The organism is Anaerofilum hominis (genome assembly GCF_014287275.1).
Lineage (GTDB): Bacteria > Bacillota > Clostridia > Oscillospirales > Ruminococcaceae > Pygmaiobacter > Pygmaiobacter hominis.
The window spans coordinates 453,485-474,242 of sequence record NZ_JACONZ010000002.1; the positions used below are offsets into that span (position 1 = coordinate 453,485).

Consider the following 20,758-nt stretch of genomic DNA (forward strand, 5'->3'; position numbering starts at 1 on the left):
ATCCCTCTTACTGCCGGATGCTTTGCGGCATTCCCGGAACCGCATTCCCCGCCGGGCCCTGATTCAACAGGGCAGGCCGGGGCGCTTTGCGGCCGTCACAGGTCGGGATGGTATTCCTTGCAGTTGCACTTTTTCCACTTCAGGCCGCTGCCGCAGGGGCACAGGTCGTTGCGGCCGATCTTTTTGACCTTTTGCGGGGTCTTGGTGTTGGTTTTGGTGCCGCCCACGCCCTCGCCCACCGGGATAGCCACCTGCTCGCGTTTGGGTTCCTCTTTGGTGCGGATCTTCACCGTCAGCAGCATGCGGGTGGTGTCCTCGCGGATGGAGGCCACCATCCCGTCGAACATGTCGAAGCCCTCGATGCGGTACTCCACCACCGGGTCGCGCTGGCCGTAGCTGCGCAGATAGATGCCCTTGCGCAGCTCATCCATATTGTCGATGTGCTCCATCCATTTGGTATCCACGACCCGCAGCAGCACGACCCGCTCCAGCTCGCGCATCATCTGGCTGCCGTACTCCCGCTCTTTGCTTTCGCAGATGCCGCGGGCGCGCTGGATCAGAAGATCCGATACCGCATCCCGCTGCAGGGAGGCAAGCTCCTCCTCGCCGTATTGGAAGTCGGTGTCGCGGCACAGCCAGCCGCGGTAGTGGTCCCGCAAGCCGGAGAGATCCCATTCTTTGGACAGATCGCCCGCGGTGTACTGGGCCACGGTCTCCCGGATGGAATCCTCCATCATGCTGCGCACGCTTTCAGACACGTCGTCGCCCTGCAGCACCTTGTTGCGCTGCCCGTAAATGATCTCGCGCTGCTGGTTCATGACGTCGTCAAAGGAGAGGACGTTTTTGCGGATGCTGAAGTTCTGGCCCTCGATCTTTTTCTGGGCGCTTTCGATGGTGCTGGTGATCATGCGGTTCTCGATGGGCATATCCTCATCGACGCCGAGGGTGTCCATCAGGTTCTGTACCCGCTCGCCGCCGAACAGGCGCATCAGGTCGTCCTCCAGGCTGAGGAAAAACCGGGTCGCGCCCGGGTCTCCCTGGCGGCCGGAACGGCCGCGCAGCTGGTTGTCGATGCGGCGGGATTCGTGCCGCTCGGTGCCGATGATGAACAGGCCGCCCGCGGCCTTGACCTTTTCGGCCTCATCCGCAACGATGGGCCGGTACTTTGCCAGCGCTTCGCTGAAAGCGGCGCGCACCTTGAGGATCTCGGGGTCGCTGGTGTCGGCATGGCCGTCGGCCTCTGCGATCAGCTCGTCGTCAAACCCCTGGCGGCGCAGGTCGGCCTTGGCCATGAATTCGGCGTTGCCGCCCAGCATGATGTCGGTACCGCGTCCGGCCATGTTGGTGGCGATGGTCACCGCGCCGAATTTGCCGGCCTGGGCCACGATCTCGGCCTCTTTTTCGTGATACTTGGCGTTCAGCACCTCATGCTTGATGCCGTGGGGCCGAAGCATTTTGGAGAGCAGCTCGCTTTTTTCAATGCTGATGGTGCCCACCAGCACCGGCTGGCCCTTTGCGTGGCTCTCCACGATCTGCTCGATGACGGCGTTGAACTTGCCGCGCTCGGTTTTGTAGACCACGTCGTCCATGTCCCGGCGCACGATGGGCCGGTTGGTGGGCACCTCCACCACGTTGAGGCCGTAGATCTCGTTGAACTCGTCGGCCTCGGTCTTGGCGGTACCGGTCATGCCGGCCAGCTTTTTGTACATGCGGAAATAGTTCTGGAACGTGATGGTCGCCAGCGTTTTGGACTCTTTCTGGACGTTGACGCCCTCTTTGGCCTCGATGGCCTGATGCAGGCCCTCGTTGAAACGGCGGCCCAGCATCAGGCGGCCGGTGAACTCGTCGACGATGATGACCTCGCCGTCCTTCACCACATAGTCCACGTCCCGCTTCATGATGCCGTGGGCGCGGATGGCCTGGTTGATGTGGTGCGAAAGGGTCATGTTTTCGGCGTCGGCCAGGTTCTCGATATGAAAATGGGCCTCGGCCCGCTTGATGCCGTTCTGGGTCAGGGTGACGGTCTTTTGCTTTTCGACGACGATGTAGTCCACGTCGTCCTCCACCTCGTCGTCGTGCTCCTCTTTGTCGTCCACGTCGGCAAAGACTTTCTTTTTCAGCCGCTTGACGAACGCGTCGGCATCCCGGTACAGATCGGTGGACTTGTCGCCCTCGCCGCTGATGATCAGCGGGGTGCGGGCCTCGTCGATGAGGATGGAGTCCACCTCGTCCACAATGGCATAGGCGTGGCCGCGCTGCACCATCTGCTCTTTATAGGTGACCATATTGTCCCGCAGATAGTCGAAGCCCAGCTCGTTGTTGGTGCCGTAGGTGACGTCGCAGGCATAGGCGCGTTTGCGCTCGGCCCCCGGCATGTCATGGGTCACCAGGCCCACGGAAAGCCCCAAAAAGCGATAGACCTTGCCCATCCACTCAGAGTCGCGCTTGGCCAGATAGTCGTTGACCGTGACCACATGCACGCCCGCGCCGGCAAGGGCGTTGAGATAGACCGGCAGCGTCGCCACCAGCGTTTTGCCCTCGCCGGTTTTCATCTCGGCGATCTCGCCGCGATGCAGCACGATGCCGCCGATGACCTGCACGGGGAAATGGCGCATGCCCAGCACCCGGTAGGACGCCTCGCGGCAGGTGGCAAAAGCCTCCGGCAGGATGTCGTCCACCGTCTCGCCATTTACCAGCCGCTCTTTCAGGGCGGGGGTCACCGCCTGCAGCTGCTCGTCGGAAAACGCTTTATACTTGCCCTCAAGCGCCAGCACCTGATCCGCGATGGGCTTGATCTTTTTCAGCTCTTTGTCGGAAAAGCTGCCGAAAATCTTTTCGAGAAAAGCCATTTGATTACCGCCTAATCTTTTTACAAAATTGTCGTGAACCGGCGCGCAAAACGCCGGCCGCGCGCGGGTCGAGCCCGCGCGCATATACTCACTTATTTTACACCGCGAGCTATACAGTGTCAAACAGATGACATGAAGAAATTGTTAAATATCAGCGCCCGGCCCTGTAAAAAGCAGCTTTGCCGCGGCGGACGGGACGGCAAAGCCCCCGCGCTGCGCCTGCCTGCCCCCGCGACCGTCTGACGCCCCGGCCGCGGGAAGAGGAAAAACTCACTTCAGGGCCGCGGCCGCCGCAAGGATCGCGCTGCCCAGCGCGATGATCCCGCAGACGGCCAGATGCCGCCGCTTGCCCATGGCGCTGACCGCGATATATTCGCGCAGCAGAGCATTGGGCAGATAATAGGCGGCGGTCCTCGCCCCCACCCCGCGGGCCCGCAGCCCCTGCCGGCGGGCGATCATCGAGGCGCGCAGCAGATGGTAACCGTTGGAGACAAAAACACAGCGGAAGCGGCCCTCGCTGCGCAGTTCCATGATCTTTTTGGAAAATTTCAGGTTTTCCGCCGTGCTGCGGGAGTTGTCCTCCACCAGGATGTCCTTTTCCGGCACGCCGGCGGACAGCGCATAGCGCCGCATGGCCTGTGCTTCCGCCACCGTCTCGTCCGGCCCCTGGCCGCCGGAAAAAAGCAGCTTGGGCGCGCGGCCGCGGCGCTTCTGCTTTTCATAAAGACGCAGGCCGCGCTCGATGCGGCCGGCCAGAAGCGGCGGCACCTGGTCGCCGCCGGTCAGGCCGCTGCCCAGTACAAGGATATAATCCAGCCTGCCCAGCGGGCGGTGCAGGGCGCAGAGGCCTGCTGCGGTGAGAAAATTCACCGCGTCGAAAAGCAGATAGGGCAGTATCAGCGAACAGCCGCCCAAAAAGCTGCGCACCGGCGCGGGCAGCCAGCGCAGCGGGTCAAAGGCGGCCAGCGCCACCAGGGCGATCAGGCCCAGCGCCAGCAGCAGGGTCAGCATATTTGCCAGGCGCGGCCGCTCCCGCTGCAGCATGACCCGGCTGTTGAGCAGCAGCAGGACGATCAGCAGATAGAGGCCGAACAGCATCACCAGCGCGGCCGCGATGCCCAGCAGGGCGAGCAAAGCCTGGGCCGCAAGGCTGCGGCTGGACAAAGCGAACCAGGCAAAGGCCGCGCCGCCCAGCAGGACGGTGAGGTTTGCCAGAAAACCGCCCAGCAGCCCGGGGCGCACCGCCCAGCAGAGGGCGAACAGCAGCAGCGAAAGGGCGGGGGCGGACAGGATGGCGAGGGCGAGATCGGACGACGGCATGGAGGTCCTCCTTGGACGGGGCGCCCGCGGGGCGGGCGCGGCGTATTCTGCCTTATTATAGCACTTTTCGCGCGAAAAGTGGGGCGTCAGACGTAGATCTCGTCCATGGGCAGGGCGGGCGCGCCGTCCCCCGGGCCGGGCGCAGCCCGCCAGGCCGCCGGGGTGCACCCGGTCTCCGCCTTGAAGACGCGGCACAGGTAATTGGCGCAGGAAAAACCGGCCAGGCTGGCCACCAGATCCAGCGGCGCGTCGGTGGAGCGCAGCAGCTGCTTTGCTGCTTCCACCCGCACCGAGGTGAGATAGCGCCCGGGGGTGATGCCGGCAGCGGCCTTAAAGCTGCGCACCAGATGCCCCTTGCTCACCCCCAGCGCGGCGGCCAGCTCGTCCACGCCGTACAGGCTGGCATAGTTTTTGCGGATGGCCGCCATGGCCTGCGCCGCCAGCGGGGCCACCCGGGGCGGGGCCTCGTCGAGGCGCGCCGCCCGGCAGAGCAGGTCAAAGCAGAAAGACGGGCTGGGGGCGGCGCGGCCCGAGGCCAGCAGGGCCAGTGCGTCCGCCGCGCCGGGGCAGCGCCCGCCGTCCTCGGCCACCGTTCCGTCCAGCGCGGCCGCGACCTGGTCCGCCAGCGCCCCCGCAAAGCGCACCCCGGCCAGGCGGCAGGGCAGGGTGGGGCAGAGCACCAGCGCCTCGCTGGTCAGCAGCAGGCAGCCGGGCTCCAGCAGCAGCGGTCCCTCCCGCCCGCCCTGGACGCCGCAGCGCCCGTGGGAGAGGCAGGCCAGCCACAGCCCGGCGGAAAGCCGAACGGGCGCGCTGCCGCGGTGGTCCAGCAGTTCCCCGGCACGGCACAGCGCGTTTGCATCAAAAATCAAATTTGACACCACACATCAATATTTTACTATAGTATTCCGATATTTTGGTGATATCATTGTACTAGAAACCCACAAAAAGGTCAAATTAATACTATTAAAACCTCTCGGCCGCTGGTTGCTGAACCGGACGGGGAGGGCGGACGACAACACAACAACAGACGATACTGTGGAGGGATACGCTATGGCGAGCATCAGCCTGAGAAACATCTATAAGATCTACCCCGGCGACGTCACTGCCGTCAGGGATTTTAACCTGGAGATCGAGGACAAGGAATTCATCATCCTGGTGGGACCCTCCGGCTGCGGCAAATCCACCACCCTGCGCATGATCGCTGGGTTGGAGGAGATCTCCAAGGGCGAGCTGTACATCGGTGACAGGCTGGTGAACGACGTGGCCCCCAAGGACCGGGACATCGCGATGGTGTTTCAGAACTACGCGCTCTATCCCCACATGACCGTGTACAAAAATATGGCGTTTGGCCTGGAACTGCGCAAGACCCCGAAAGAGGAGATCGACCGGCGCGTCCATGAGGCGGCAAAGGTGCTGGATATCGAGCATCTGCTGGACCGCAAGCCCAAGGCGCTGTCCGGCGGCCAGCGGCAGCGCGTGGCGCTGGGGCGCGCCATGGTGCGCAACCCTGCGGTCTTTCTGCTGGACGAGCCGCTGTCCAACCTGGACGCCAAACTGCGCACCGCCATGCGCACCGAGATCATCAAACTGCACAAGCGGCTGGGCACCACCTTTGTCTACGTCACCCACGACCAGACCGAGGCCATGACCATGGGCGACCGTATCGTGGTCATGAAAGACGGTGTGGTGCAGCAGGTCAACACGCCGCAGAACCTGTACGACTTTCCCTGCAATATGTTTGTGGCGGGCTTTATCGGCAGCCCGCAGATGAACTTCCTGGATGCGGTGCTGGTGCAAAAGGACGGGGGCTTCGCCTGTGATTTCGGTGACCGCAGCATGCCGGTGCCCGCGGCAAAGGTAAAGGCCAATCCCGGGCTGGAGCAGTACGAGGGCAAAGCCATAAAGGTGGGCATCCGCCCCGAGGATATCAAGGACGACCCGGATTTTGTGGCCGCCCATCCGCAGGAGACCTTTGAGGCGGACGTGGACGTCTCCGAGCTGATGGGCAGCGAGGTCTATCTGTACCTCGACTGCCGCGGCGCAAAGATGACTGCCCGGGTGGCGCCGGCCACGGCAAGCCGCACCGGCAGCCATGTGAAAGTCGCATTCGACACCGCAAAACTGCATCTTTTTGACGCGGAGAGCGAGCTTGCCATCCTGAATTGAACAGGGAAAAAGAGACAAAAGTAAAAAGGCGTTTGCACCGGCAGGTCTGTGCCGACGGTGCAAACGCCTTTTGACGGAATGGGGGATTTTTTGTGTTTTGTGCCGCATCGGCTGAAAGTTTTGCAAGGAACCTTTGGTTCGGCGGCCGATGCCGCAAGTTTGCCTGCGGCAAACTTTGATAGCTGGTTCTTCCACTGGGCTGCAAGCTTTGCAGGGAACCTTTGGCTCGGCGGCCGATGCCGCAGGTTTGCCTGCGGCAAACTTTGATGGCGGGTTCTTCCACTGGGCTGCAGGCTTTGCAAGGAACCTTTGGTTCGGCGGCCGATGCCGCAGGTTTGGCTGCGGCAAACTTTGATAGCGGTTTCTTCCGCTGGGCTGCAAACTTTGCAGGGGACCTTTGGCTCGGCGGCCGATGCTGCAGGTTTGCCTGCGGCAAACTTTGATGGCGTTTTCTTCCGCTGGGCTGCAAGCTTTGCAGGGGACCTTTGGTTCGGCGGCCGATGCCGCAAGTTTGCCTGCGGCAAACTGTGATGGCGGGTTCTTCCGCCTGGCGATAAGCCCCGCGAGCGACTTTTTTGCCGGGCGCCTGACGTCTGACGCCGCAATGCTGCGGGGCTTTCGGCAAATTGAGATGGTCCTCTCCCGCTCCGCCGCCCGCGGTGCGAGAGGACCTGCCCAAAAGGGCGCGGGCAGGGGCGGGGGACCGCGCCTTTTTCACGCCTCAGCGTGGGAGATCGGGCGTCTCAGCGGGAACAAGCGTTCCTAAAGGTTTACAGTTTTGGGGTTGCGCCGCCGTCCGCCGCCGCATATAATAGATAATTATTGAAAAAGGCGGCGCAGGGAGAAACGCCGGGGATGCCGGCCGGGCGGAAGAGCGAAAAGGCCCGGCCCTGCCCTGCGGCCGCGGGGAAGCCGCGCGCTGCCCCCGCCCCGCCGCCGGGGATAAAAGGTGCCCGAAAAAAAGGGCACAGGCCCGCCGCGCACAAAAAAGACGCGCGGGCCGGAGAGGGAAGCAGATGGGAAATTACAATTTTTCGACGATCACGCCCGCGATCCGCGAGCTCAGCGAGATGGGGATGCACCACAACCAGATCGCGCCCGAACTGTTCGATCGCTATCAGGTCAAGCGCGGCCTGCGGGATGAAAACGGCAAAGGGGTACTGACCGGGCTGACCAACGTGTCCGACGTCTGCGCCACCAAGGTGGTGGAGGGAAAGACCGTGCCCTGTGCGGGCGAGCTGTATTACCGGGGCATCAATGTGCGGGAGCTGATCGACGGCTTTCTTGCCGACGGGCGCTTCGGCTATGAGGAAACCGCCTATCTGCTGCTGTTTGGAGAACTGCCGGATCAGCCCCATTACGAGTGGATCTGCCGTCTGCTGGCGGATTACCGCAGCCTGCCCACCGCCTTTGTGCGGGACGTGATCTTAAAATCGCCCAGTGCCAATATCATGAATACGCTGGCCCGCGGCGTGCTGACCCTTTATTCCTACGATGAGATGGCGGAGGACACCTCGCTGCCCAATGTGCTGCGCCAGTCCCTGGAGCTGATCGCCCTGCTGCCGCTGCTGGCGGTCTACGGCTATCAGGCCCATACCTATTATCACGAGGGGGACAGCCTGGTCATCCGGCCCCCGAAGCCCGAACTTTCCACCGCTGAGAACATCCTGCAGATGCTGCGGCCGGACGGCGCTTTCACGGAACTGGAAGCGCGGGTGCTGGATCTGGCCCTGGTGCTGCACGCGGAGCACGGCGGCGGCAACAATTCCACCTTTACCGCCCGGGTGGTGACGACCTCCGGCACCGATACCTATTCCGCGATAGCGGCGGCATTGGCTTCCCTCAAGGGGCCGAAGCACGGCGGGGCCAATATCAAAGTGGTGCAGATGTTTGAGGATCTCAAGCAGAAAGTGGACGATTGGGAGGACGAGGAACAGCTGCGCCGCTACCTGTCCGCGCTGCTGCGGCGCGAAGCGTTCGACGGGGCGGGCCTGATCTATGGCGTGGGACACGCGGTGTACTCGGTCTCCGACCCGCGTGCGGAGGTTTTCCGGTCCTTTGTGGAAAAGCTCTCCCGCGCCAAGGGGATGCAGCGGGAGTACGCCCTTTACGACCGGGTAGCCGCCCTGGCCCCCCAGGTCATCGCCGAGGAGCGGCACATGTTCAAAGGCGTGTCGGCAAATATCGATTTTTACAGCGGTTTTGTCTACCGCATGCTGGATCTGCCGCTGGAACTGTACACCCCCATCTTTGCCATCGCCCGGGTGACAGGCTGGAGCGCCCACCGGCTGGAAGAACTGGCAACCGCGGGCAAGATCATCCGCCCGGCCTACGCCAACGTCTGCCCCCACCACCCCTATGTGCCCATGGACCGGCGGCACGAAAAGGAATTTTCGGCGCAGGAGTGAAAAAAGCGGGCTGGAGGCTGCCGCCGGAGCCGAAGAGGGGGGCCCAAAGCGCCGGCGGGAACAGGGCGCAGGGAAAGCGGCCCCCGTTTCCTGGAAAGAGCTTGTAGGGGCGGCAGAAACAGATATTAGCACAAGCACAGACAAAGGCGCCGGACGGGATCCCGTCCGGCGCCTTTGTCTGCTTATAAGGCCTCAATTACATAACAAAGAAATGTTTCAATCCATAGCCGCCTTAGCTAGATAATAAACACACTATAACACAAGAAAAATATCTTGACAAGTGTATCTATAAGGATTACTATAAAATAAAATTACAAAACAAAGAAATGAATTTATAAGAACAACTATGTCTGACGACGGCGCAGACAAGATCATCCGCATGGAAAAAAGCAGCGGCTGCCTGCCGCGAAAGGAGTGATTTTATGGTTGAAAAAGCATACCCCGTGTCCTTTGAGATCGCCGGCCCTGCGGCGATGTTCACAAGGCCGGATACCGGGTCTTCCCCGGTGTCCTACCCGGCCCCGACAAGATCGTCGCTCAAAAGCATGTTTGAAAGTGTGGCGATGTCCAAGACAGCCTATTTTGAACCGCAGAAAGTGGAGATCTGTTCGCCTATCGTGTTCCACAAGTATTCCACCAACTACCGGGGCCCGCTGCGAAAAAGCGGAAAGCCCAATTTTCAGCTGTTTTCCACCGTGCTGGAAAATGTCTGCTACAAGGTGTACGGCGTCGTCAAAGCCTACGAGCCGCCGCGGCACGGCGAAAATCCGCAGCACAGGCTGCAGGCTGTCTTTCAGCGCCGCCTGCAGGCCGGCGCGCTGTTTGTCACGCCGTTTCTGGGCCTTAAGGAGTTCACGCCGTCCTATTTCGGCCCGCTGCGCGATTTCACCGCCCCTGACGCCGCGATCAACCTGGTCATCCCCTCCATGCTGTCGGCCATGTATGACCGCCCCACGGACGGCAAGGTGGCCCCGCGCTTTTTGCAGAATGTGGAGATTCGGGGGGGAGTGATGTTTTTTGATCAATGAGCTGTATGAACTCAGCAGGTCTCTGGAGCGGCACGGACTTTTGCAGCCGACGACCCACCCGGACGTCGGCAGGATGGGCAAATACGACTGCCTTGTTTTCGAGCTTGGAGAGGACGGGCTGCCCTGCGGCCTGCGCTGGCTGGAAAAACAGCAGACGGCGGCGCTCTGGAAGCACAGCAAGGGAAACCACAACAGCTTCCCGGCAATTCGGCTGCAGCACCCCCTGCTGCCCCTGAGCCAAAGCGAGAGGATGGCGGCCTTTCCCTGGGCCAAGGCGCGTCTCACAGAGCGCACCGGCATGCTGTCCGCGCTGGACTGCACGGCAGCGAACCCAGACTGCACTGAGATCAGGATGTCGGAATGGACGCTTCAAAAATTGCAGCCCGTGATAAAAAGTCAAGAGCGGGAACTTGCGGCGCTCAAAAAACTGATCCGCCTGTTTCCCGGTGAGGATAGCAGGGCGGATTTTGTCCAGCGGGCCGCCGCTCTGGTGAAAAGCCAGGCCATGTTCTGTCAGCAGCCGGAGCTGCTCGACTTTTTCAAAAGGCTGCTGACCGGCTCCCGGGACGCCAAAACGCAAAAATTTGTGTCCGGCTGCATGCTCTATTTTGACCTGCCGCCGTCGGAGGAGATGGACAACCTGGTCGCCTCGGAGCAGACGCGGCAGGCCCTGGTGAAAGCCCTCAACGCCGCCGCGCCGGCACAGCCGGGCAAATGCATCGTCTCGCCGCTGTCCGGCCGCGAAAGCGAGGCGGTGGGGGACAAATATCCAAACCCCAATCTCCCCCTGTTGGGCCTGACTTATCTCTATTCCAAAAAGGCCGACGTCCCCTGTCTGACACGGTATGCGCTTTCCGGCGCGGATGCGTTTCAGACGGGAAAGGCGGAGATCAGCGCGATCAGCGACGCGCTGGCGTTTTTGACGCAGGAGTCCCGAAACGGCAAGTCCTGGCGCGCCATGATCGACAGCAACCGGGACGGCACCGATCTACTGCTGGCCTACCTGCCCGACGATCCGCAGAACAACGCCTGTCTGGCCCGGATCCTGGGCGACCCGTCCGGGTATGACGGCCCGGACGAGTTGCGGGAGACGGCGGAGGCCGTTTACGAGGCGCTTTGCCGGCAGGTTTTGGGGAACGTGGAGGACGTCCTGCAAAAGAACAGTCAGGCCAGGGTGAACCTGATCCTTTTGGAGACGCTGGACCCGGGGCGCAAACAGGTCGCCTACGAGACTTCCCTCACCGCAAAGCGGCTGTGTGAAAACATCCTCGCCTGGGATGCGGCGTCAAAAAACTGCCCCCCTGTCGAGATCAGGATACGGGAAAAAGGCGGGACCAGAGAGGTCGGCCGGGCCTGCCCGGGGCCGATGGAGATCTGCCGGCTGCTGAAAGTCTGGTATACCCGCTCCGGCGCCTCCAAGCCGGGAGGGCAGAGTGCCGCTTCGCTTCAGGAGATCTATCGCCTTTACATGCCCGCAGAGGAAGAAGAGCGGTCGGAGGAACTGATCGACCGGTTTTTGGAGCTGACGGTGCGCAGATCCCTGCTTTTGCTGGGAGATATCGGGTGTCAGCTCACCCGTGAATACGCCCTCCCGTCCGCGAAGCCGTCGCTGGCCCGGGCGGACTGCGCCGCCGGATTTGTCGCTTTGCTCTCGATCCTGCTTTATTTCAGGAAGATCAGAAAGGAGACCTATATGCTGGACGCCGCGTTCAATATCGGACAATTTTTAAAACTTGCGGACCTGCTGCACCGGGAATATTGCATTCAGGTGCGAAACGGCGGCAACAAAGCCGCGCCTCTCCCCACCTGTCTGATGGGGAACGAGATGCTGGCGGTCGCCGCAGAGGACCCGGTGGAAGGGCTGAACCGCCTGCGGGAGCGCATGAAAATTTATCTGGCCTGGGCCGGCACCGCCACGGGGAAAGATTCCGGGCTGGCAAAGTGGATCCTGGCGCGCTTTGAGGAGATCAGCCTGAAGATCGCCCAGCAGGAACTGCCCCGGCAGTTCGGCCCGGCAGAGCAGGCGCAGGTGCTGCTGGGATATCTCTCGGCCATCCCGTACGAGAAGAAAAACACGGCCGACGACAGTGAAAAGGAGGAGAAAAAATGAACGGATTCATCAACAGGGGAACAGGGCTTCTTTTGATCGACGTGACGAACTCAAATCCAAACGGAGACCCTGACCGCGAAAGCGACCCGCGCACCCGGCAGGACGGACGGGGCGAGATCTCCCCGGTGTCGTTCAAGCGCAAACTGCGCGATCTTGTGGCGGCCAAGGACGGCCCTGTCTGGAAAGAGCTCTCGCGGGAGCTGGACCTCCCGGAAGCAGCGTTTGACATTCTGGAGAGCAAGGCCACGAAAAGAGCGGACGTGCGCGCGCTTTCCTCCCGGGAATTATTGGACAGGTACTGGGACGTCCGTGTGTTCGGCACCACTTTTCTGGAAGAGGAAAACGGGGAAAAGGGGTCTTTTATTTCCTCCGGGGTAGTCCAATTTGGTCTGGGGGTATCGCTGGACCCGGTCAGGATCGAGCGGATGACGACCACAAAGGTGCTTCCCGTCGAAGAGGATAAAACAAAGGGGATGGCCCCGCTCTCTTTTCGGGTGGTCTCCTACGGGCTGTATGCGATGCCGTTTTTTATCAATGCCACGGCGGCGTGCAAGACCAACTGCACCTCAAAGGATATCGAGCTGCTGCTGCGGCTGATCCCCCACGCGTATAAAGAGACCGCTTCTTATGTGCGCCCCCAGGTGGATATCCGCTATGCGTTTTATGTCGAGCACGATCGCGCCCGCGGCACCTACAATGATTTCCGCATCCTCGAGGCACTGACCCCCGTGAGGGCCGACGGCGCGGCCGGGCCCGCCGCGTCGTGGAGGGACTACGATGAAAAAGCGCTCCAGCGCAGCATTGCGCAGCTCAATAAGAGCCTGGCCGGAAAGACCGCGCCGGTCAGAGACCTGATGGAAGCCCTGTGACGCTGCTGGCCCATAGCGCCGGGGGCGAAAGGCGCGAACAGACCTATGGGGACCATATCCGCGGCGTGGTGGAAAAGGCGCAGGCCGATCTCGCGGCGATCGCCCCCTATCTCTCAGAGGAAAACGCGGGGCAATACCGCGCGATCTTGGCGTCTGCCGCGGAATATCACGATCTCGGCAAGCTCAACGAGGAAAATCAGAAAGTCCTTCACGGAGAGAAAAAGGCGGGGCGGCTGCCGGTGGAGCACAGAGACGCGGGCGTGAAACTGCTGCTGGGCGACGAGGCGGAGCGGCCGGCCGCAACGCTGGTCTATGCGCATCACCGGCCGGGGCTTCCCGATATCCCCGCGCAGAAGACGGCCGGGGCGCCGTTTCGTTTTCCGACGGCCATGGCGGACAGCGAGGCGCATCTGCAGGATTATCTCACACTGCATGCGCAGGCGGCCGGCGGGCCAAAAGGCGCGGAGGAAAACACGCAGCAAAAGCTGTCGGCGCTGGGATACCGGTTTTTGCTGAGCTGCCTGGTGGACGCCGACTATTCCGATACGGGCGGGGGATCCCACCCGCTGCCCCAGCCGAGATGGGAGGAGCGACGGCGAAAGCTGGATCAGTATGTGGAGGGGCTCTCCCGCAAAAGCGGATGCCCGCAGTCCCCGCAAAACCGGCTGCGCAGGGAGTTTTATGAAAGCTGCCGAAACGCCCCGACGGGGCAGGAGATCACCTGCTGCGACAGCCCGGTCGGCACGGGAAAAACGACCGCCGTTTTGGCCTATATGCTGAAAACGGCGCAGGAAGCGGGGCTTCGGCGCATCTTCATCGTCCTGCCGTATACCAATATCATCTCGCAGACGGTGGCGGTGCTGAGGGAAGCGATCGTCCTGGACGGAGAAGATGGGCAGGAGATCGTGGCGGAGCACCATCATCAGGCGGATTTCGAGAGCCCCCGGCTCCGCCGTCTTGCCGCGGCATGGACGGCGCCGATCGTGGTCACAACGGCCGTCCAGTTCTTTGAGACGCTGGCCGGGAACCTGCCGGCCAGACTGCGAAAGCTGCACCAGCTGCCGGGAAGCGGAATTATTCTGGACGAGTACCATGCCGCGCTGCCGGTCAAGCACATGCTCCCGGCCTGGAAATGGCTGACGGAGCTGGCCGGCAGCTGGGGATGCCGGATCTGTATGTGTTCCGCGACGGCGGTCCGCTTTTGGGACGAGCCCGCGTTTCAAAAGCTGTCCCAGCAAAGGGCGGCGCCGATCCTGCCGCAGGCCGTTTCGGAGGCCCTGGGGGCATTTGAGCGGTCGCGGATCGCTTTGGGGGCATGGAGCGGGACGATCCATGACTTTGAGGGCGCGGCTGCGCTCGCGGCCCATATCGGGTCGTTTCACGGCTCCAAGATCGTGGTGCTGAATACGGTCCAGTCCGCGGCGGCCTTTGCAAAATACCTGAGGGAAAGCGGCGTGGACACCCTGCACCTGTCGTCCGCCCTTACCCCGGAGGACAAAGAAAAAACGATCGGGGAGGTCAGGGGACGGCTGGACCCCGAACACCCTCAAAAAGAGGATTGGGTGCTGGTGGCGACAAGCTGCGTGGAATGCGGGCTGAACCTTTCCTTTCACTATGGCTTTTGCGAGCTCAGGTCGTTGGCCGCCTATCTTCAGCTTGCGGGCCGTGTCCGGCGCTATCATGAAAAGAGATATGAGGATGCGTTTTTAGATGTGTTTAAGGTGGTGGACGACGCTTTTTCCGCAAACCGGGCGTTTGAGGCATCCGCAAAGATCTTTTCGAACATGATCGGCGCCGGGGAACTGCCGGCGCTTACGACGGCGCAGGCTGTGACAAGTGCTTTCCGAAAAGAGGTCCAGATAAGCGGCCAGCTGTCTGAGGCGGTCTGCAAAGAGGAACAGCAGAAACAGTTCTCGACCGTCGCAAAAGAGTTTCGCGTGATCGACGAGGCCACGATCACTGCGGTCGCCAGCCCGCGGCTTGCGGAACGGCTGCGCTGCGGGGAGAAGATCTCCCCGCGGGAACTCCAGCGCGGGAGCGTGGAGATCCCTTTGAGCGCGTGCAAAAAGCTCGGCCTGCCGGAGGAGGAACTGCCGGTACTGGACTGCACGCAGTACGACTCTTTTCTGGGGTACAGGAAAAGCCTGGTATAACGCGGCGGCAAAAGCGGCGGGTCAAAACGGCGGCAGCTGCCCTTTGGCATTGCTGTGGGCGGCGGACGCCGCTGCGGTCCCGGCCGCGCGGGACAGGTGCGGCGGGACCGCCGTCTCAAAAACAGAAAGCGGGTTTTGGATCCGATAAAAACAGAGGGACCGCATCCACCCGGATGCGGTCCCTCTGTTTTTCGTCATGCCTTTTTCTGCGCCTCCCGGGGCTTTTTCATGGTCAGGCCGATGCGCTTTTTGGCGGTGTCCACGCTGAGCACCCACACCGTCACCACGTCGCCCACCTTCAGCGCCTCGCTGGGGTGCTTGATGTACTTGTTGGAGATCTGGCTGATGTGGACCAGTCCGTCCTGATGCACGCCGATGTCGACAAAGGCGCCGAAATCGATGACGTTGCGCACCGTGCCGGTGAGCTCCATGCCGGGCTTCAGGTCCTCCATGCTCATCACGTCGGTGCGCAGCAGCGGCTTTGGCAGCCCGTCGCGCATGTCGCGGCCGGGGCGGCGCAGCTCGGCCGCGATATCGGCCAGGGTGGGCAGGCCCACGCCCAGTTCCTCCGCCAGGCGGCCGCGGCCGCAGGCGCGCATCCGCTCGTCCAGCGCCGGGGTGCCGATGTCCGCCTCGGAAAAGCCGCAGTGGGCCAGCAGTCCTCTGGCGGCGGCGTAACTTTCGGGGTGGACGGCGGTGGCGTCCAGCGGCTCCCGGGCGCCCGGCAGCCGCAGAAAGCCCGCGCACTGTTCAAAGGCTTTGGGGCCCAGTTTGGGCACCTTGAGCAGCTCGCGGCGGTTCTGGTAAGGGCCCTCGGCCTCGCGGCGGGCCACGATGTTTTTTGCGGTGGTGCGGGTGATGCCGGCCACATGGGAGAGCAGCGGCACAGAGGCGGTGTTCAGGTCCACCCCCACTGTGTTCACGCAGGATTCCACCACGCCTGCCAGCGCCTCGTCCAGCCGCGCCTGCGGCATGTCGTGCTGATACTGGCCCACCCCCACCGCCTTGGGGTCGATCTTGACCAGCTCGGCCAGCGGGTCCTGCAGGCGGCGGGCAATGCTCACCGCGCTGCGCACGTTCACGTCAAAATCGGGAAACTCCTCGGCGGCCAGTTTGGAGGCGGAATACACCGACGCGCCGCTCTCGCTGACCACCATATAGGACACGCCGCCGCCCAGCTCGCGCAGCACTTCGGCGGCGAACATCTCGGTCTCCCGGCCCGCGGTGCCGTTGCCGATGGCGATGATCTCCACCCCATAGGTGCGGATCAGCTTTTTGACCACGTCCTTGGCCTGCTCCACCTTGCTGTGGGGCGGCACCGGGTAGATGACGGTGGTGGTCAGCACCTTGCCGGTGGCGTCCACTACCGCCAGCTTGCAGCCCATGCGGTAGCCGGGGTCCATCCCCAGGGCGACCTTGCCCTTGATGGGCGGCTGCAGCAGCAGCTGGCGCAGGTTGTCGCTGAACACTTTGATGGCGCCCTCGGCGGCCTGCTGGGTGAGGGTGGCGCGCAGTTCCCGCTCCAGCGAGGGGGCGATCAGCCGCCCGTAGGCGTCCGCCGCCGCCCGGGCCACCAGCGCGCTGTATTCGCCCTTGCCCTTTACGGCGGAGGCGGCGATCAGGCCGACGGCCTGTTCGGCGTCCACCTCCACCGAGACCTTCAAAAATTTTTCCCGCTCGCCCCGGTCCAGCGCCAGCACCCTGTGACCGGCGATCTTGGAGGCGGGCTCGCGAAAGTCGTAATACTGGGCGTAGACGCTGTCTTCCTCTGTGGCCGCCCGGCTGGCGATGATGCCGGTGTGAAAGGTGAAGCCCCGCAGCAGGCCGCGCAGGCGCGCGTCGTCGCTCAGGTCCTCGGCGATGATGTCCAGCGCGCCCGCCAGGGCGGCTTCGGCGCTCTCCACGCCCTTGTCCGCATCCACATAGGAGGCGGCGGCTTCCAGGGCGGGCACAGCCCCCTGCTGGGCGAAGATCAGCTGCGCCAGCGGCTCAAGGCCGCGCTCCCGCGCAACGCCGGCGCGGGTCCGGCGCTTGGGCTTATAGGGGCGGTAAAGGTCCTCTACCTGGGCCAGCGTGGCGGCTGCGTCCAGCGCGGCCCGCAGCTCCGCAGTCAGCTTGCCCTGCTCTTCGATGGAGGCCGCCACCTCGGCCCTGCGGCGCTCCAGCCCGCGCAGATAGGCCAGCCGCTCGTCCAGCTCGCGCAGGACCTGGTCGTCCATGCTGCCGGTCTGCTCCTTGCGGTAGCGGGCGATAAAGGGGATGGTGTTGCCCTCGTCGATCAGGGCGATGATGTTCTGCACATATTCCGGGCGGGTGTCAAATTCGCCCGCCAGCGTTTTTACGAAGTCCATGGGGTCACTCGCTTTCTTTGGGATGTTCCGGGGCCTGCTCCGGCCGGTCGGCGTCGGGCGGGCAGCCGGGGGCGGCGCTCTCCTCCGCCAGCGTTAGCTGTTCGTTTTCCTCCATGCCGTCCCACAGGGCGCTGGGGCGGCAGGCCGCCGTCTCCAGCGGCACAAAGCGGCCGGGCAGCGGGCCGTCCCGGCGCCGGCGCAGCAGCGTGAAGCCCAGATAGCCCGCATACAGCAGGACGCCGGCGGCGGTGAGGGCGGAGGAGAGCGGCAGCCATTTGGGCGTCAGGGTCAGCACGATCTCATTTGTGCCCGCCCCCGCCGGGATGGCGATCAGCCCGCCGTCCACGTTCAGCACCTCGGCCTCCTCGCCGTTGACCAGAGCGGAAAAGCCCTCGTCGTAGGGGACTGAGAAAAAGACCAGATTGTCCCTGTCCAGCGTGATGGAAGCGGTAAAGCCGTCCCGCGTGGCGGCAAAGCTGCTGCAGGCCGCCGCGCGCCGGTCGGCGCAGTCCTGCACATAGCTCTCGTAGGAAAAGCCGCCCGTCCGGGCCTCGGGCAGGGGCTGCAGGCCCTGCCCGTACTGCGCGGCCTGCTCTTCGCTGAGGCCGATCGCCCGCAGGTACAGGCTGCCGCGCTTTTCTTTGGACACCTTGTCCACGGCGTCGGGCAGTACATAGTAATCGTAGGTGAAGCCCATGGGCACGGCGTTCTCGTTGCGATAGCGGGCATAGACGCCGTCGCCGGTGAGGCCGTCAAAGACAAAGCCGGTCTGGGCGTCCTCGGCCAGAAAATCCGCCTGGCTGTCCGCCGGCATCAGCAGATATTCCACGCTCAGCAGCCCGCGCAGGGCGTACAGTTCCAGTTCCGGCTTGGAGGAGACGTCCCGCTTGACCCCCACCTCGGGATAAAACTGCAGGATGCTGGGGGTCACGGTGCTGTTGAAGCAGCGGATGCAGGGGCGGTCGAGAAACAGCCCCAGATTGTCGTAGCAGCTGTAGGTGTCGATGCGGTAAAAGCGGTCGTCGGGCAGTTCGATCTGTTCCACGACGTCGTAGTTCTGCAGCTTGTAGCGGGCGTCGTTGTCCCACTGCGGGAACTTGCCGATGGAGAGATGGATGATGCCGTTGACGACGCCAAAGCCCAGCACCGCAGCCAGCATCAGCGGCGCAAAGCGGCGGCGGCCCCGGTGCCAGGTGACGATGCAGTAAAAGATCAGCAGGCCCAGCAGGGCCAGCAGCAGGGTCAGCCAGAACTGGGCGGCGTTGTCCGCCACGCCCAGTTTCCAGTGGTCGTCCTCCTTGGCGGGCACCAGGCCAAAGACGGCGAAAGCCGCGGTGAGCAGCGCCGCGAGCCGGATGCCGCCCACAAGGTCCACGTCGGCGTCCTCCAGTGCGTTTGCGGTGGCCAGCGCCATCAGCAGCACCGGCATGTAATACCAGCGGGCGTAATAGCTGGAGTTGAACGCGTAAAAAGAGGAGTTGAGGATGGGCACCAGCGCCATCACCAGACAAACGGCGAGGATCCGCCTGTGGGGCGAGCCGCGGCGGGCGCGGCACCAGGCCAGCACCCCGGCCATGCCGGCCAGCGGCAGGTAGCCGGACATGCTGGTCCATTTGACGGTGGCCTCGCTGTAAATGCCGGGCAGATAGGGCGGGTCAGGGGGTACGAAAAGGCTGCGCAGGATGGCGAAGTACTGCTGGACCCGGCCGTAGAGCAGCATGCCGTAGCCGTTGGCATAACTGTCGGTGCGCGGGTTGTTCAGCAGGCTGGCCGCGGCGGGGAAGATCAGCAGGCAGCCCAGCAGGCAGCCCAGGACCACCTCGAAAGCGAGGCGGAAAAACTCCCGCAGGCTGAGCCGGTAGTCCTTTGCGGCCAGCTTGATGAAAAAGTAGAGGGCCAAAAAGAGCGCCTCGCCGAGAAAAAAGAAATAATTGTTCAGCAGGTTGACGGCGATGGCCAGCGGCAGCACCGCGCGCTGTTTGTCGTAGATATAGCAGTCCAGCGCCGCGAGCAAAAATGGGAACAGCACCATGCAGTCGATGAAATGGTTGAAAAAGATATTGTATACGCCCCAGCCCGAAAGGGTGAACAGCGCGCTGCCGATCAGGGCGGCGTTGGCCGACCGGGTATAGCGGCGCATATAGAGATAAGCGCCCAGGCCCCCCACCCCGAATTTGAGGCAGAGCAGGGGCACCATGGCGTAGGGCAGCCAGCGGTTGGGCAGCAGGCAGGACAGCCAGAAAAACGGCGAGCCGAGATTATAGAAAGAATAGGTGTTCAAAAAGCCGCTGCCCAGGTCGGTGGCCCAGCTGAACGCCCCGCCCCCGGACTTTACAAACTGCTGGCAATACTGGTAAAACGGGATCTGCTGGCTGTTGAAGTCGCCGCAGTACAAAAAGAATCCCTTGTCGATGACGAGGAACGGCAGAAAGAGCGCCAGCGCAGCCAGCACCGAGACGCAGAACGCCAACAGAGCCGGATGCCGTTGACGCGGTTTGTTTTGCAGGCTGTGTTCCAAATGATCCCCTCCAAAAAGATGTGGGCCGCGCAGTGCTTGCGCAGAGGGCGCGGGCCCTCTATAATAGTTCCAAGACCTGCTGCGGGACAGAAAGTGCCGGGGCTTTCGCGCCGGGCAGGGCAGCGGGGAACGCGGAAGAGCGCCGCGCTGTTCCCGGCGGGCCGGGAGCCCTGCCGCCGCAGAAGACGGCGGTCGGCGGCCCGCCGCAAAAGGCCCCTTGACTTTAGTAACGAGTTTTGGGCGGAAAAACAGACGCGCCGCCGCCAATTTTCACATTTTATCCCGCACCGTCCCCCGCGCGGGCCGCGGGTGAAGCTGAAAAAATGCAAGAGAAGAAAGAAAAGAGGATGTCTGATGACTGTTTATCCGTTTTCCGCGCTGCTTTCACGGATGAGATATATCGCGCGCTGGGGGCTGATGCGGGCCGCCCGGCAGGAGAATCTGGCCGAGCACACCGCCGAGACGGCCCAGCTGGCGCATCTGCTGGCGCTGCTGGCGCGGGACCGCTTTTCCGCCCCCGTCTCGCCGGAGCGGGTGGCGGTGGCGGCGCTCTACCACGACGCCTCCGAGATCCTCACCGGGGATCTGCCCACCCCGGTCAAGTACAACAACGACGAGCTGAAAAACGCCTATAAAGCGCTGGAGCGGGAGGCGGAAGAGCGGCTGTCCGCCCTGGCGCCCCCGGAGGTCCGGGAAAGTATGCGCAGGGCGCTTTGCGGCGACGGCATGACGGAGCGGGAAAAACGCATCCTCAAGGCCGCGGACAAGCTGTCGGCTCTCATCAAGTGCGTCGAGGAGCGGCAGGGCGGCAACCTCGAGTTTGAGAGCGCCGCCCGGGCCCAGCGGGAGTATCTCGCCGCCCTGCAGCTGCCGGAAGCGGATTATTTTATCGAGCGGCTGCTGCCCGCCTATACCTGCACGCTGGACGAGCTGGCCTCAAGGGAGGACGCGGCCGCCGGTGAAGAATGAGGCGCGGGCCGAAACGC

12 protein-coding genes are annotated in these 20,758 nt (G+C 63.0%); 7 read left to right on the forward strand and 5 right to left on the reverse strand.

Translation table 11 applies throughout. The features are described from left to right. Positions 1-95 precede the first annotated feature (95 nt). From secA to H8S23_RS07145, 3 genes are all read right to left on the reverse strand, one after another. Positions 96-2,849 (reverse strand): preprotein translocase subunit SecA, encoded by a 2,754-nt coding sequence (gene secA / locus H8S23_RS07135; RefSeq protein WP_186887640.1) that lies wholly within the window; start codon positions 2,847-2,849, stop codon positions 96-98. A 270-nt stretch (positions 2,850-3,119) separates the two neighbouring features. Beyond that, on the reverse strand, positions 3,120-4,169 hold the full coding sequence (locus tag H8S23_RS07140; protein ID WP_186887641.1) for a YdcF family protein: 1,050 nt from the start codon (positions 4,167-4,169) through the stop codon (positions 3,120-3,122). A gap of 86 nt (positions 4,170-4,255) precedes the next feature. Next, positions 4,256-5,038, reverse strand: coding sequence for a helix-turn-helix domain-containing protein (locus H8S23_RS07145; RefSeq protein WP_186887642.1), 783 nt, complete (start codon positions 5,036-5,038; stop codon positions 4,256-4,258). Between the two features lie 181 nt (positions 5,039-5,219). Here H8S23_RS07145 and H8S23_RS07150 point away from each other — a divergent pair, with 181 nt between their 5' ends. From H8S23_RS07150 to H8S23_RS07175, 6 genes are all read left to right on the forward strand, one after another. Then, the gene (locus H8S23_RS07150) at positions 5,220-6,335 is read left to right on the forward strand and encodes an ABC transporter ATP-binding protein (RefSeq protein ID WP_186887643.1); all 1,116 of its coding nucleotides are present in this window, start codon (positions 5,220-5,222) and stop codon (positions 6,333-6,335) included. A 1,016-nt stretch (positions 6,336-7,351) separates the two neighbouring features. Next, complete coding sequence (locus H8S23_RS07155; RefSeq protein ID WP_186887644.1) at positions 7,352-8,743, forward strand: citrate synthase; 1,392 nt, start codon at positions 7,352-7,354, stop codon at positions 8,741-8,743. Between the two features lie 422 nt (positions 8,744-9,165). Continuing rightward, the gene (gene cas5, locus H8S23_RS07160) at positions 9,166-9,771 is read left to right on the forward strand and encodes a CRISPR-associated protein Cas5 (protein ID WP_186887645.1); all 606 of its coding nucleotides are present in this window, start codon (positions 9,166-9,168) and stop codon (positions 9,769-9,771) included. Further along, on the forward strand, positions 9,761-11,881 hold the full coding sequence (locus H8S23_RS07165; RefSeq protein ID WP_186887646.1) for a hypothetical protein: 2,121 nt from the start codon (positions 9,761-9,763) through the stop codon (positions 11,879-11,881). Before cas5 ends, H8S23_RS07165 begins: the two co-directional genes overlap by 11 nt. Beyond that, positions 11,878-12,750 (forward strand): type I CRISPR-associated protein Cas7, encoded by an 873-nt coding sequence (locus tag H8S23_RS07170; RefSeq protein WP_186887647.1) that lies wholly within the window; start codon positions 11,878-11,880, stop codon positions 12,748-12,750. The genes H8S23_RS07165 and H8S23_RS07170 overlap by 4 nt, the downstream gene beginning before the upstream one ends. Beyond that, entirely contained in the window at positions 12,747-14,903 is a 2,157-nt protein-coding gene (locus H8S23_RS07175) for a CRISPR-associated endonuclease Cas3'' (protein ID WP_186887648.1), read from the forward strand. The genes H8S23_RS07170 and H8S23_RS07175 overlap by 4 nt, the downstream gene beginning before the upstream one ends. A 194-nt stretch (positions 14,904-15,097) precedes the next feature. Here the strand turns inward: H8S23_RS07175 and H8S23_RS07180 are convergent, their stop codons facing one another. Together H8S23_RS07180 and H8S23_RS07185 are read right to left on the reverse strand one after the other, a co-directional pair. Further along, the gene (locus tag H8S23_RS07180) at positions 15,098-17,254 is read right to left on the reverse strand and encodes a Tex family protein (RefSeq protein ID WP_186887649.1); all 2,157 of its coding nucleotides are present in this window, start codon (positions 17,252-17,254) and stop codon (positions 15,098-15,100) included. A 4-nt stretch (positions 17,255-17,258) separates the two neighbouring features. Continuing rightward, a complete protein-coding gene (locus H8S23_RS07185; RefSeq protein WP_186887650.1) occupies positions 17,259-19,772 on the reverse strand; it encodes a YfhO family protein in 2,514 nt (837 codons plus the stop codon). Between the two features lie 354 nt (positions 19,773-20,126). On the opposite strand from H8S23_RS07185, the gene yfbR reads away from it, so the two are divergent. Next, complete coding sequence (gene yfbR, locus H8S23_RS07190) at positions 20,127-20,741, forward strand: 5'-deoxynucleotidase (RefSeq protein WP_186887651.1); 615 nt, start codon at positions 20,127-20,129, stop codon at positions 20,739-20,741. Positions 20,742-20,758 lie beyond the last annotated feature (17 nt).

Coding starts and splice junctions, on each gene's coding strand:
- cas5 (WP_186887645.1), top strand. CDS start 9,166: ATGGTTGAAAAAGCATACCCCGTGTCCTTTGAGATCGCCGGCCCTGCG.
- secA (WP_186887640.1), bottom strand. CDS start 2,849: ATGGCTTTTCTCGAAAAGATTTTCGGCAGCTTTTCCGACAAAGAGCTG.
- H8S23_RS07140 (WP_186887641.1), bottom strand. CDS start 4,169: ATGCCGTCGTCCGATCTCGCCCTCGCCATCCTGTCCGCCCCCGCCCTT.
- H8S23_RS07150 (WP_186887643.1), top strand. CDS start 5,220: ATGGCGAGCATCAGCCTGAGAAACATCTATAAGATCTACCCCGGCGAC.
- yfbR (WP_186887651.1), top strand. CDS start 20,127: ATGACTGTTTATCCGTTTTCCGCGCTGCTTTCACGGATGAGATATATC.
- H8S23_RS07170 (WP_186887647.1), top strand. CDS start 11,878: ATGAACGGATTCATCAACAGGGGAACAGGGCTTCTTTTGATCGACGTG.
- H8S23_RS07180 (WP_186887649.1), bottom strand. CDS start 17,254: ATGGACTTCGTAAAAACGCTGGCGGGCGAATTTGACACCCGCCCGGAA.
- H8S23_RS07155 (WP_186887644.1), top strand. CDS start 7,352: ATGGGAAATTACAATTTTTCGACGATCACGCCCGCGATCCGCGAGCTC.